Source organism: Pseudomonas sp. AF03-9 (assembly GCF_020515815.1).
In the GTDB taxonomy this organism is placed as follows: Bacteria; Pseudomonadota; Gammaproteobacteria; order Pseudomonadales; family Pseudomonadaceae; genus Aquipseudomonas.
Genome location: NZ_JAHPJF010000005.1, coordinates 39,671 through 53,050 on the forward strand (window position 1 = coordinate 39,671; position 13,380 = coordinate 53,050).

The 13,380-nt window shown below is 60.4% G+C and carries 12 protein-coding genes; 1 reads left to right on the plus strand and 11 read right to left on the minus strand.

Annotated features, from left to right (window positions below):
- Positions 1–48 precede the first annotated feature (48 nt).
- From LIY36_RS09590 to LIY36_RS09615, 6 genes are all read right to left on the minus strand, one after another.
- Positions 49–573, minus strand: a complete 525-nt coding sequence (locus LIY36_RS09590) for a fimbrial protein (protein WP_226455528.1) — start codon at positions 571–573, stop codon at positions 49–51.
- A gap of 15 nt (positions 574–588) precedes the next feature.
- Positions 589–1,527, minus strand: coding sequence for a fimbrial protein (locus LIY36_RS09595; RefSeq protein WP_226455529.1), 939 nt, complete (start codon positions 1,525–1,527; stop codon positions 589–591).
- 64 nt (positions 1,528–1,591) lie between these two features.
- Positions 1,592–4,159 (minus strand): fimbria/pilus outer membrane usher protein, encoded by a 2,568-nt coding sequence (locus tag LIY36_RS09600; protein ID WP_226455530.1) that lies wholly within the window; start codon positions 4,157–4,159, stop codon positions 1,592–1,594.
- Positions 4,160–4,281: 122 nt separating this feature from the next.
- On the minus strand, positions 4,282–5,049 hold the full coding sequence (locus LIY36_RS09605) for a fimbrial biogenesis chaperone (protein ID WP_370694877.1): 768 nt from the start codon (positions 5,047–5,049) through the stop codon (positions 4,282–4,284).
- An 8-nt stretch (positions 5,050–5,057) separates the two neighbouring features.
- On the minus strand, positions 5,058–5,834 hold the full coding sequence (locus LIY36_RS09610; RefSeq protein ID WP_226455531.1) for a fimbrial biogenesis chaperone: 777 nt from the start codon (positions 5,832–5,834) through the stop codon (positions 5,058–5,060).
- A 91-nt stretch (positions 5,835–5,925) separates the two neighbouring features.
- Positions 5,926–6,504 (minus strand): fimbrial protein, encoded by a 579-nt coding sequence (locus LIY36_RS09615; RefSeq protein WP_192298354.1) that lies wholly within the window; start codon positions 6,502–6,504, stop codon positions 5,926–5,928.
- Between the two features lie 308 nt (positions 6,505–6,812).
- Here LIY36_RS09615 and LIY36_RS09620 point away from each other — a divergent pair, with 308 nt between their 5' ends.
- Positions 6,813–7,508 carry a response regulator transcription factor gene (locus tag LIY36_RS09620; RefSeq protein ID WP_226455532.1) on the plus strand — a complete coding sequence of 232 codons (696 nt, stop codon included), beginning with the start codon at positions 6,813–6,815 and terminating at the stop codon, positions 7,506–7,508.
- Between the two features lie 41 nt (positions 7,509–7,549).
- Here the strand turns inward: LIY36_RS09620 and LIY36_RS09625 are convergent, their stop codons facing one another.
- The 5 genes from LIY36_RS09625 to LIY36_RS09645 all read right to left on the minus strand — a co-directional run bounded on the left by LIY36_RS09625 (position 7,550) and on the right by LIY36_RS09645 (position 13,269).
- Positions 7,550–8,167 (minus strand): TetR/AcrR family transcriptional regulator, encoded by a 618-nt coding sequence (locus LIY36_RS09625; RefSeq protein ID WP_192298353.1) that lies wholly within the window; start codon positions 8,165–8,167, stop codon positions 7,550–7,552.
- Positions 8,168–8,194: 27 nt separating this feature from the next.
- Positions 8,195–9,877, minus strand: a complete 1,683-nt coding sequence (gene phaC, locus LIY36_RS09630; RefSeq protein WP_226455533.1) for a class II poly(R)-hydroxyalkanoic acid synthase — start codon at positions 9,875–9,877, stop codon at positions 8,195–8,197.
- An 88-nt stretch (positions 9,878–9,965) separates the two neighbouring features.
- Positions 9,966–10,811 (minus strand): poly(3-hydroxyalkanoate) depolymerase, encoded by an 846-nt coding sequence (gene phaZ, locus LIY36_RS09635; RefSeq protein WP_017738853.1) that lies wholly within the window; start codon positions 10,809–10,811, stop codon positions 9,966–9,968.
- A 149-nt stretch (positions 10,812–10,960) separates the two neighbouring features.
- Complete coding sequence (gene phaC, locus LIY36_RS09640; protein WP_226455534.1) at positions 10,961–12,640, minus strand: class II poly(R)-hydroxyalkanoic acid synthase; 1,680 nt, start codon at positions 12,638–12,640, stop codon at positions 10,961–10,963.
- Positions 12,641–12,891: 251 nt separating this feature from the next.
- A complete protein-coding gene (locus LIY36_RS09645) occupies positions 12,892–13,269 on the minus strand; it encodes a gamma-butyrobetaine hydroxylase-like domain-containing protein (protein WP_226455535.1) in 378 nt (125 codons plus the stop codon).
- Positions 13,270–13,380 lie beyond the last annotated feature (111 nt).

Consider the following 13,380-nt stretch of genomic DNA (forward strand, 5'->3'; position numbering starts at 1 on the left):
AACCGACCCTCCCGGCCGGATGAAGGTGGCCAGGCAGCCAGGCTGTGGTCAGTTGTAAGTAATGGAAACGGTTGCCGTGCTATCCAGGGTGCCTTGGGTGATCGCCTTGCCGGTTACGTGGTAGGCCGCCCACATCGGCAGTACGGCCTTGTTGCCGCTTGTCGCAATCGTTCGGCTGCGGTCGGCAGGGGAGCCATTGGCAGGGAAGGTTGCTCCGCTTGCACCGCTTCTCAGCCAAAGTGCCGTGCCACCCGAGGTGCCGACGTTGGCGAATAGCAGTCCGTTGTCAACGGATGGCGTACCGGTGAGTAGGAAAATCACGTTGCGAATGTCGGATTCGCATTCTGCCGTAATCTCGAAATTCATTGCTCCCGTGAAAACGGCCGAATCAAAATCCGAAATCTTGACCGTGGGCAATGTAACGGTGCGGTTTTCATCGCCGGCAGCCAGGTTGCACGTGCCGGCGTCGACCTGGCCGGCAAAGCGTAACGTGCCTGTCGTGGCCGCGTGGGCAGCAGGAATGGCGAGGCTTGCAGTGATTGCCAGCAGTAGGGGAAAGGTTCGGATGTTCATGGGGACTCCCAGGTTTTAGTTGTAAGTGATGTTGACGGTGGTGGTACTGGCCAGCGTGCCTTGGCTGACCGTGCCGTTCTTGTGATAAGCCGCGCTGAGCGGCAAGACTGCGCGATTGCCCGAGACGGCAAGCGTGCGAGTGCCATTGGTACTGATGGTCTGGGGAACGCCGTTGATGCGCGAGTACAGCCAGAGGGCCACGCCCCCGGCGGTGCCGGTATTGGCAAACAGCAAACTGTTGCCTGGGGCGGGCGTGCCGGTAAACCGAAAGGTGACATTGGAGGCGTTGGTGCAGGTGGCGGTCAGGTCGAAGTTGTGCACGCCTGCGGAAACCACGTCTTTCAAGTCGCCGACTTTTATCGGGGGCAGGGTGATGGTGCGATTGACGTCACCGGCTGCCAGGTCGCAGGTGGCTGCGGGCCTGACAAAGCGTACAGGGCTGCCGAGTTGTAGACGGAAACGCTCTGGAGCGATAACCCAGGTCTTTTCCCAGAACATGCCGCTCGGTACTGTCCCGCTGGTCACAGGGCCGATTTTGTAGAAGGTGGCCTCCGCTGAGGTGAAGCTGGGAATTTTCCCGTAAACCTGTTGGTAACCTTGGTTGTACAGTGCGAAGGCGGCGGGGCCGCCGCCGGCCCACGTCATCGTAATGCGCAAGCCGATGCCTGGAACCTCGGTGTGGTAGGCGCCGGTAGCCGGGTCTTGCAGGCGTGAATATCTTCCAAACACTCCGGTGGGGGTGGCAACGGTGCAATTTGCAAAGTAGGCGGGAGCCGTACCGCTGAAGGCTTGGCGAGTGATGACACTTCCGACAGGAAGGCTGTCCGGGACCGTGATGTTCGCGGGCAGGTTCAAGGTGAACGTGTCATTTTGAAACCTGTCGCACCTCGCTTGGGCGGCGATCGGCATGCCAAGCGCAAGTAGTGTCGAAGCCAGCAGGATGGGGGACTTCATCTTCATGTCCTGTAATCAGAAGAGGTTATTGGGAACCGCGGGCGCGAGGTGCGCGCCCGCAGGATCAGCCACGTGTGTTGGCAGAGCACGTGCCAGCATTCAGATGACGTAAACGCGGTGTCGCATCTCCCACCGGGTCTTTCTGCAGGCCGTATTGCAGGCGGCAAGAGGCGTCGTCATTGCTACCCCACTTGACGGTCAACAGCCCCTGATCCTTCGCAACGCGCACAAACGCTTTGCCGCCCTGGCCAACAATGCCCACGCTGGCGCCATCCTCATCGAACACATCCGAACCGAACGGCAGCGGGCTGCCATCCTCACGCTGCGCCGTGATCAAGAGCGCCTGGCCGCTGACCGTATCGAACTGCAACTTCACCACCGACCCGGCGCGCGGCGCGATGTTTTGTGCGGCGGTCTTGAGCTCCACATCCACGGACAAGTCCTTGGGGTCCAGTTCCACCACGTTCTGGCGGTAAGGCGTGAGGTGGGGCACCACGGCGTAACCGCTCTTGCCGACCTGGGCGCTGTGGTTGCCATTGATCCGCGCGCCCTGTGCACTGGGAGCCTGGACGATGCCGATGGTGTCGCCGAGCTCCGGGGCGAACGTCACGCCTCCCGAGTGAGCGACGATGCCGCCGGTCATGCCGAGGGACGTTGCGCGGTAGCTGTTGCTCTGGCCATACCCTGCGGACAGCACGCCATGGCTCGCCTGATATTTCACGTCGGCGCTCAGGGCGTTGTCACTGCCCTGGGTCCTGCTGCTGCCCACGCCGTAGCTGAACTCGTTGCGCTCACCCAGGGTGCCGCCGAGGTTCACACGTTCGCCGCTGCTTTGATTACCGCGAAAGGCTGTGGTGGTCAGGGTCGGCGAGCGAGCATCCCTGCCCAGTGGCAGGCTCAGGGTCAGATCCACTCGCTTGTCGATCCTGTCGCTCAGCAAGTCCTTGGTGCGCTGGGCGCTGAGGGTGTAGTGCATGCCCCGCCAGCTACCGGTGTAGCCTGCGGTGAAGGTCAGGTTGCCGCTTGCGCGGTTCCAGTAGTTCTGCGAAGAGCCGGTGAGGTAAACCGAGCTGTTGCCCAGGCTCTGGTTGAGGCTGATATCCATTCTGTCGCGCAGGCGTGACAGGTTGTCCAGGCTGCGCCCGTCGATGGCCAGGTCGCGCACCCTCGCGGCGTCGGCGATGCTCAGGAAGCCTTGCGTGGAGTACCGATAGGCACCGAGGGCAAAGTGAGTGCCGGAATCGGTGAAGTTCTTGCTGTAGCGCAACTGCACGCTTTGCCCGTCCCGGGACCCGTGGCCGGGCAGGTTTGCGTTCGAATTGGTCAGGTCCAAGGACAGCGCGCCAAACGGGGTATTGAAGGCCGTCCCCAGTAACTGCGAATGATAGTCCTCACCCACCACCGCCCCTGTGTAGCCGGTCAGCAGATTGTTGAGGCCGTGCTGGTAGGTCGCCTGCATCAGTTTGGGTGGATGGTTCAGGCCGATTTCATCCAGCAGGCCGACGCTCAGTGAATAGCGGCTGTAGCCCGCACGCAGCAGGTTGGCGTTGGCGGCAAACGGCACGATGAATTCGCGCTGGCGGCCATCGGCCTCGGTGACCGTGACAGTCAGGTCACCCCCATAGCCCGTGGGGAACAGGTCGTTGAGCACAAACGGGCCGGGGGCCACGGAGACTTCATCCAGCAACACGCCACGTTGGCGCACGGTCACGCGGGCATTGGTCTCGGCGACACCACGCACCACAGGCGCAAAGCCGGTCATGGAATCCGGCAGCATCCGGTCATCGCTGAACAGGCTGGCACCGCGCAGGCGCACGCTGTCGAACAGCTCGCCCGGGGTGTAGATCTCGCCCACCATCATTTGTGAGCGCAGCGGGCTCAGTTCGCGTTGCACATAGGTGCTGCTGCTTTGATAACCCGAGGCGGCGTCGGTCTGGCTGAAGCTGCCGTTATGACGCAAATGCCAGTCACCCAGATTGAGCCCGGAGTTCAGGCCCAGGTAATGGGAGTTGATCGAGCGGCCGTTCGTGCGTGTATTGAAGGTGTTGACGTTGTAGCGTGCGAAGGCCGCATTGATGCCGCTGTCCCAGTGTTTCGGGTCGACATAGCCGCGTGCTGTACGTGCCATGTAGATCTGTGGAACCTGCAGTGTCAGGCGGTTTTCGCCTGAGTCGAAATGGCTGGTACTGCCTGGCAGGTAGGTTGAAATATCCTCGCAACCGGCAAACTCGGGAATCGGCGCCTGGCCGTCCTCGATGGGTTGTTTTTGCGGTGCGTCCAGGTCGATGCCGAACCTGAGCAGTGCGTCACGCTCCAGGCACATCTGTGCCGAGTCCTGGCCCTCGACCGCGACGAAGGACAACGTTTCGCGGCCAATCCACTGACCGTTGAGGTAGACGTCGCTGCGGTAGTTGCCGGGCAGTACGACGTTGCCCTGGCTGAATTTTGAAATATCGAGCTGCTGGCCACCCGTGCCATCCGGAAAGAAGGCCGGGTTGAACTCGACATTCTCCACCGCGTGGGCGGCCATCGAGTGTGCTCCGCCGAGCAGCAACAAGCTCTGCGCCGTAAGCTTCAGCCGATGACATGTCGGGGACCAGTGTCTTGCTCTGGCAGGCGTGTTCAAGCTCATGTTTACCATTTCCAAAAAAGTGCTGTCCGAATTCGGGCAAGGGGAGGCCCTGCCCAGGAAAAAGGGCATCCAACAGGTGTGTCCGGGGTTGGAGAACTACGGTGTCGGGCTGGCCAGGTCGGTCATTTCGAGACCTTGGCGCTGTGGGAGATCCTTACGCCAAAGTCGTCAAGCGTCTGGAACTCCACCGTGGTCGCAGCCCCCGGCGGTGACTTGAGGCTGGGCAGTTCAAAGCGATTGCGGCCGCCAGGCGCCACCATGTTTTCGGCACCAGAGAGTGCGGCCTTGCGTGTATGGCGCAGCTTTGCCTCCAGCACGTCGATCTGGTCGAAGGTCACGTGGTAAGGCGTGGGGTTATAGACCTCCAGGATTTGGCCGCGCTCGGTCGATTCATGGCGCCATTGCAGTTTTGCCGGCGCGGCGTCGACCCCATAGGGCAGGTTTGGCGGGCGCAGGAACAGCTTGATCCGGGAGCGAAAGGCCAGCTGCAGTTGATTGGCTTGCTTGGCGTCCTGGGACTGTGCGGGTACCTCCAGCAGGTTGAACCAGAACAGGCTTTCCTGCTTCGCCGCCAGGTTGTCGCCCGTATACGCCAGGCGCACCACCTGTTGCTTGCCTGGCTCCATGCGAAAAATCGGGGGAGTGGCGATAAAGGGAATTACGGCCAGATCCGGAGTCGAGTGTTCGTCACCGCTGTCCAGCCAGGCCTGGATCAGTACTGGCGCCTGATTCTTGCTTTCCAGCCTGACGGTGACTTCCTTGTCGTTCTGCGGATAGATGATCCGTGTACTGTTGATTACCACGCTCGCATGCACGGACGTGGCGCCAAACAACGCGAATGCCCATGCCATGAACGGGAATGACAAAGACGAGATAAAGATCGATTTCATGGGCGAGATCATCTGGCGACTGAAGGAGTAAGACTGGCCGAGTGGCGCACCCGAGCGCCGAAGTCGCTCACGGTGGTGAACTCCACTTTCGGTGTGCCGTTGGGGCGATCACGCAGCAGCGGTAGCGCAAACCGTTTCACGTCACCGGCCGGCATCAGCAGACTGTCGTTGGCTTCCTTGTTGGGTGCTTTGCTGAAGCGTCTTCCTTCGCTCAGCAAGTCAACCGAGGTCAGGGAAATATGGTATGGCGTCGGGTTGGTCGCTTGCAGGGCATACCCCTGCTCGTGAGGCACCAGCTGCCATTGCAGTTTCGATGGTGCGCTGGCCACTGGATAGGGCAGTGCCGGCGGGCGCAGGAACACACGCAAACGGGTCCGGAACGCTAGTTCTATCTGGTTGTTTTGCTCGGAATTGGCCGAGCGGGGTGGCACCTCCAGCACATTCAGCCAGTACAGGCTTTCGCGATCGTTGGGCGCTGTTTCACCCAGATAGCGCAGGCGCAGGGCTTGCTGCTGGTTCGGCTCGATACGAAAGATCGGCGGCGAGAGGGTAAAGGGCGTCTGCGCCGTCGCGGGTGTCGAGCGCGCATCGCCGGTATCCAGCCAGGTTTGGACCAGTGCCGGACGGTCGCCCTTGTTCTCCAGGCGCACCACGACCTCCTGCTGTTCAGCCGGAAAGATCACACGTGTGCCATAAATAATCACGCCTGCATGGGCGGTTAGCGCTTGTAGCGTTAACCATCCAAAGGCACAGGTGGCAAGCACTCGGCAGGCCATTTTTTTCATAGTCTCGCAACTCTTCGGATCGGGGAGGGACCTGCGCGTTTACGGCAGGTCCGTTATAGACAAGGCATGCTTGTGCGCAGGCCCTGGCCCCTTAGTCGGCGTACACAACCATAAAACCTACGCGCGTCTTGACCGTACCCTCGGTAGCGGGGGCAGTGGCGTACATTTGCGCGGCCAGCGGGATGACAGCCTGGTTGTCGGCGATCACCACACCTTCGGATTTTTCGGTGTAGACGTTGATTGGGGAGCCATTGCGGTTGGTGACTTCCACCTGTACGTTCTTGGCGTTTTCGGTGTCATCGGGGTTGTCGTAGCCGTCGATGTTCAGTCGGCCGGTTGCTACGTCGATGGCCGGACTGGTGGGGTCGAACGCAACCATTGCGGTGCGGCCGTTGGTGCAGCTGCCTTCACCCGGTGCGCCGATGCGGATGGTGAAGCCAGTCAGGTTGGCACGGTCGCCAGGTTTCGCCAGGCGCGCAGCCGAGACTCCGCCCAGGTTGACGTCCTTGACCACAGCGCCCGTACCGGGTGCCGAACCTTCGATGGTGCAGGTTGTATCGTTGACCAGTCCGCTGAAGTTGATGGTGCCGTCATTGGCGGCATGGGCGGTTTGCGAGATGGCCGCGGCCAGGGCAATAGCAGCAAGTGTAGGCAGAGTATTGAATTTCATAGTATTCCCGATCATGAGTTTTCAGTATGTCCCGTCATTTTGCTAGTTGGCGGGCGGGGCATAATGTGTGCGGGAAAAAGAAAACTGCCTATAGAGAAGTCGCGAGTTTTATCTCGTGATAATTCGAAAAATGCGCTATTCAATCAAAATTGTTGCATTGACTTTGCGGTGTAAGACGCCACTGTAAGGCGCACCTGAAAGAACCGTCCTTATTATTTTCCCGTGTTGATCCACCGGTGTGGGTGGGATATACCGTGTTCGCTATAAGCTAGAGAGTTTTTGGTTGTTCTCACTTAACGGGTTTTTTGATGCCTACTTCTTCTTCCAATACGCATACCCTCATGTTGCTTGATGATCATGAGATGGTTCGACAGGGGATCGAACTAGGGCTGGCCAATGAAGGCGACTTCGATGTGATCGGCTCCTTCGGGACGGGGCGGGAGTTGCTGGAGGCACTTGCACGGCGCCCGGCGGACATAGTGATCATGGACTTTATCCTCGGGCCATCGGACATTGATGGCCTGACCCTGATCCGCGCGTTAAGCCGGCGTTTCAAGCAGTGCAAGCCTATTGTGGTGTCGTCGCACTACACCCCCGCAAGCGTTTCGTTGGCCTTGAAAGCTGGAAGTTGGGGGGTGCTGGGCAAGACCCAGAAGATGACTGAATTGATCGCGGCCATCCGCACCGTCGCCCAGGGGCGGATTTACCTGCAGCCTTGTATGTTATCGGCCATTCAAGGTATGCAACCCATTTCTGAAGGGGAGAACATAAAGACCAAACTTGAGTTGTCATCACCGTTTCGCTTGAACGCTTGTCTTACGCCCAAAGAGCAGGAAGTATTGCGTTGCTTTCTCGATGGCATGTCGGTGAATTCAATTGCAGCAAAGTTTTCGCGCAGTGCAAGTACCATCAGTACGCAGAAACAGTCGGCCTATCGAAAGCTGGGAATCAAAAGCGATAGCGAGCTTTTCAAGTTTACTCGGCAGTTTGGTGAGCCCAGTTAATGAGCGGTTTGTAAGAAGCATCTGTAGTTAGTGGCATTTAACTAGGGGGCATCTACATACTGTAGTGCCAATCTTTCGGTCGCCTGTCGCGCCGGTGGTAACAGATGCGGTGCGACCAGCATCATGATCTGGTAGACAACCACTTGTACTTCGCCTTCTCGGTCGAGAATCCGTTGGTAATCCAGGGAAAACAACAGGGTCATGGTGATCTGCTCCACCAGTTGGCCCAGTGCCTGGGTGCCACTGACCAACTGCCCGCCGGCTTTCAACCGGGCCAGCAAAGAGGCGAGGGTGCGCTTGAGCGCCGTCAACAGGTTGCGAATGCCCTTGGCCAGCTTTGGCAGGCGCCCGGCCAGGTTTGACAGGTCCTGGAACAGAAACCGGTAATGAGCCATGCGCTCGACGATCAGGTGCAGGAACAGCCAGTAGTCCTGGGGCTCCAGCTGCGCGTCCGCCGGCGGGTCGAGCAACGGCGCCAGCTCATTCTGGAATCGTTCGAACAGCCCGAGCACCAGCGGTTCCTTGCCATGGAAGTGGTAGTAGAGGTTGCCGGGGCTGATCCCCATTTCATTGGCCACCTCCATGGTCGATACGTTCGGTTCGCCCTTCTGGTTGAACAGGTGCAGGGCGCATTCAAGGATACGGTCGCGGGTCTTCATCCAGTCTTCTTAATCTGATCGTTGGGCTCAGCGCACCCGCACATAAGTGCCAGGTGCCGCCTCCATCGGTGGGTAATTCTGGTTGCCCAGGGCGGTCAGGGTTTCGCGTTGCACGCCGGAGTGCTGTTGGACCCACTCCAGCCATCGCGGCCACCAGCTGCCGTCGACATGGTTGGCGTCGTAGTACCAGGCGCGTGGGTCGCTGCTCAGCTTGGGGTTTTCGACGTAGTTGGCCTTGGGGTTGCCCGGTGGGTTGAGGATGCTCTGGATATGCCCGCTGTTGGACAGCACGAAGCGCCGCTCGCCGCCCAACAGCTGGGTGGAGCGATACACCGCATCCCACGGCGTGATGTGGTCGTTGATCCCGGCCACGCTGAAGCTGTCCACCGTGACCTTCTGCAAATCGATCGGCGTGCCGCACACCTCAAGGCCACCGGAATGGCTCAGCGGGTTGTGCTTGAAAAAGTCCAGCAAGTCGCCATGCAGCGCGGCGGGCAGGCGGGTGTTGTCGTTGTTCCAGTACAGGATGTCGAAGGCCGGCGGTTCCTTGCCCAGCAGGTAGTTGTTGATCCAGTAATTCCAGATCAGGTCGTTGGGACGCATCCAGGCAAACACCTTGGCCATGTCGCGGCCATCCAGCACGCCTTGCTGGTAGGAGCGGCGCTTGGCCGCTTCCAGGGTCTGCTCGTCGACAAACAAGGTCGCGGGGCTGTCGATCTGGCTGTCGAGCAGGCTCACCAGGTAGCTGGCGCTGGAGACGCGCCGCAGCTGGCGCTTGGCTTGCAGGTGGCCTTGCAGCGCGGCGATGGTCAGGCCGCCGGCGCAGGCGCCCATCAGGTTGACCTCGCGGGCGCCGGTGATCGCGCGGCATACGTTGAGCGCTTCTTCCAGCGCGGCGACGTAGGTGGACAGGCCCCATTCGCGATGCCGCACATCCGGGTTGCGCCAGCTGACCATAAACGTCTGCAGACTGTTTTTCAGGGCGTACTGCACAAAGCTGTTGGCCGGGCTCAGGTCGAAGATGTAGTACTTGTTGATTTGCGGCGGCACGATCAGCAGCGGCTTGGCGTACTGCTTTTCGCTCATGGGCTTGTACTGGATCAGCTCCAGCAGCTCGTTGCGAAACACCACCGCGCCGGGGGTGGTGGCCACTGTCTTGCCGACCTCGAACGCTTGCTTGCTGACCTGGCGCGGCAGGCCGTTGTTGTGCAGCAGGTCTTCGAACAGGTTGGTCACGCCGCGCACCACGCTGTTGCCACCGGAGTTGAGCAGCTCCTTGATGGCCAGCGGGTTGAGCAGGGTGTTGGAGGGGGAGACCGCATCGTTGAGCAGGGAAAAGACGAAGTGCGCGCGGGCGCGGTCATCGGCGCTCAGGGAGAGGTCGTCGATCCAGTGACGGGTCTGTTTCTGCCAGCTCAAGTAGGCCTGCAGACTGCGGCGGTAGAAGGGGTTGAGTTTCCAGGTGGGATCGCTGAAGCGGCTGTCTTTGGGGTTGGGCTCATGCATGGTTTCGCCCAGCAAAACGCGGCCCAGTTGCCCGCTCAACGCCCAGGCATGCCGGGCGGTGTGCACCGGGTTGCGCAAGCCGTGGGCGGCCACGCTGCGCAGGGTCGAGAGCAAGTCCCGCCCCCTGAGGCCGGTGATCGCATTTTGCGCATTGATAAACGCGGCCGGGGTGGGCGCCGGGTCTGTCACGGGTCTTTCTCGCATGAGCCAACACTCCTTCGTCAAGCCATCAAACGGGCACGCCAATTCAGAACCTTAGTCGGTTCCTGGCAAGTTGCGCGGCGGTGTGTCCTTACACCGCCGGGCGTGGATGAATCACCGCACGCATGCGCTCCTCTTCAAGAAACTTCATGATGATCGGCGCCACGGCTTCGGCCCGGGTGATCAGGAACAGGTGGCCGTCATCGATGATGTGCAGCTGTGCGTTGGGAATGCGCCAGGCGAGCATGCGCATGTTGATCAGCGGGATCAGCGGGTCGTCGTCCCCCGCCAACACCAGGGTCGGCTGGCGGATCTTGTGCAGCCAGTGGATGCTGGTCCAGCCCAGCCCGGCGAACAATTGCCAGTAGTAACCGAGCTTGCCGGCCGAGCGCACTTTGCTCGCATGTTCGGCGGCGAGTTTTGAATCGCGGCGGAACGAGCCGCCATAAATCATCGGCGCAATGCGCACCACGTGGGACGGCTGGATATACCGGCGCGGGCTGGCCATCAGCCATAACACCTTCGGTTTGCCCGGCACCATCACCGCGCCTGCCGCCGTGGCCGCCAGGATCAGCTTCTTGCAGCGCTCCGGGTAGTCGTAGGCAAATTGCTGTGCCAGCGCGCCGCCCCAGGACACGCCCACCACGCTGACCTGGCCGTAGTCGAGGTAATCGAGCATGCGCGCGGTGAGCTTGGCCAGGCCGGGAAACCGGTACGGTCGCTTGGGCGTCGACGAACCGCCCACTCCTGGCACATCGAAGGCGATCACTTCGAGGTCTGGGTCCAGGGCCTGGACGAACGGAAACACCAACTCAAGGTTGGCACCGATGCCATTGAAGATCAGCAGCGGCGTCAAGTGAGGCTTGCCCGGGCGCACCGCCGTGCGGATGGTCTGGCCATCCAGGTCGATGGTACGGAAGATGAACGGTTGCGGCATGCTCAAGCCCTGTGAAGTGTTACTGCCGGAATGCAGTCTGAATGTGGGAGCGGGCTTGCTCGCGAATGCGGTGCATCAGTATCAGATGTGCTGACTGACACACCGCATTCGCGAGCAAGCCCGCTCCCACATTTGGATCTCATTTCAATCTAGCGTTCGTGTACGTAGGTGCCCGGCGCCGCTTCCGCCGCGACGTAGGTTTTATTGCCTAATGTTGTCGGCGCCTTCTTCAGCTTCCCCGCCCGCTCCGCCTGCCAAACCTGCCAATGCAGCCACCAGGAGTCGGTGTGCTTGGTGGCATTTTCCTGCCAGTCCAGCGGCGTTGCCGTCAGGCTGTCGCTGGTCTGGTAGCGCGCCTTGGGGTTGCCCGGCGGGTTGAGGATGCTCTGGATATGCCCGCTGCTGGACAGTACGAACTCGACCTTGCCGCCGAACAGTTGCGCCGACTTGTAGCAGGACTGCCAGGGTGTGATGTGGTCGTTGGTGCCGGCCAGTGAGTAGATGTCTGCGGTGACCTGCTTGAGGTCGATGGGCGTGCCGCACACTTCCAGGGCATTGGCGCGTACCAGTGGGTTGTTTTTGAACAGTTCGATCAGGTCGCCGTGGAACGCGGCCGGCAAGCGCGTGGTGTCGTTGTTCCAGAACAGGATGTCGAACACCGGCGGCTCGTTGCCCAGCAGGTAGTTGTTGACCCAGTAGTTCCAGATCAAGTCGTTGGGGCGCATCCAGGCGAACACCTTGGCCATGTCGCGGCCCTCAAGCACCCCGGATTGGTAGGAGTGGCGCTTGGCCGCTTCCAGGGTTTGCTCGTCGACAAACAGCGCCACCTGGGTGTCCAGGGTGGTGTCGAGCACGCTGACCAGCAGGGTCAGGGCGTTGACCTTCTTTTCGCCCAGCGCGGCGTAGTGGCCGAGCAAGGCGGTGCAGGTAATGCCGCCGGAGCAGGCGCCGAGCATGTTGATGTCTTTGCTGCCGGTGATCGCGGTGACGACGTCCACCGCTTCCTTGAGCGCCTCGATATAGGTCGACAGGCCCCATTCACGCTGGGCCTTGGTCGGGTTGCGCCAGCTGACGATAAAGGTCTGCTGACCATTGCGCAGGCAGAAGCGCGCCAGGCTCTTATCCGGGCTCAGGTCGAATACGTAGAATTTGTTGATCTGCGGCGGCACCACCAACAGCGGGCGCTCGTGCACCTGTTCGGTGATCGGCTTGTACTGGATCAGCTCCAGCACGTCGTTGCGAAACACCACGGCGCCTTCGCTGGTGCCCAGGGTCTTGCCCACTTCAAAGGCGCCCATGTTGACCTGGCTCGGCATGCCGCCGTTGTGCACCATGTCCTTGGCCAGGTGGGACAAACCGTCGAGCAGGCTCTTGCCGCCGGTTTCAAAGAAACGTTTGACCGCCGCCGGGTTGGCCGCACTGTTGGTGGGGGCCATGGCTTCGGTCATCAGGTTGATCACGAAGTGGCCGCGGCTGATGTCCTGGGGGGACAGGTTGCTGTCGCCGATCCAGTCGTGCAGTTCCTTGCGCCATGCCAGGTAGGTTTGCAGGTAGCGCTTGTAGAGCGGGTTCTGGCTCCAGGCCGGGTCATGGAAGCGACGGTCATCGCTTTCCGGCACCAGTTGGGACTTGCCGAACATCACGTTCTTGAGTTCGACGCCAAAGTGCGCGACATGCTTGACGCTGTGCAACGGTTGCTTGATGGCTTGGGTCAGCACCATCTTCGCCGAGGCGAGTAAGTCCTTTTTCCGTAACGCGATGATCGGGTTCAGCCCCAGGGTGTTTTCCGAGGCCTGGCGTTTCAAGTCATCGTTGTTCTTGTTACTCATCTACGACGCTCCATTGTCCGAAAGACGAGTACCGGCTACCGCTCTGTGCACCAAGTTTCGATACACGACACAAGCCAGGTACTGCGACTCGGGTGACCGTTGATACCGCATCGTCAAATGCAGGGAACTTGCCAGTTCCATTGGTTACCCGAGTTTAATTTTTTTCGCAAGCGGGCCATTCGTTGGCCACGCGACAGGGCATTCAAGCAGATGAAATTAGAAAATGCCCTCTAAAGAGCAAGACGCCTGGACTAGAGCATCAGCCGCACGACCGATTGGCTCGGGTCGCGGGTTTTGCCAGCGGCTTTGAGTTCGGCCAGATAATCGGCCCACAGCGCATCCTGGCGCACGGCCAGCTGGTAGAGATAGTCCCAGGTGAACAGTCCGCTGTCATGGCCGTCGTCGAAGGTCAATTTCAGTGCGTACTGGCCGGCCGGTTCGATCTTGATCAACTTCACGTTGAGCTTGCCGAATTGCAGGATGGGTTTGCCGTGGCCCTGGACCTCGGCCGAAGGCGAGTGGGTGCGCAGCAGCTCGGCGGGGAGTTGGTAGACCTCATCGGGCCCGTAGGTGAGGCCGAGGGTGTTGGAGGTTTTGTGCAGGTTTACAGCGGTGGGGAATTTGGACATGGCGATAATCCTGAAGAAACCGGCTCAAACATGTGGGAGCTGGCTTGTGTGGGAGCTGGCTTGCCTGCGATGGCATCACCTCGGTATCACTGATACACCGAGGTGCCTGCA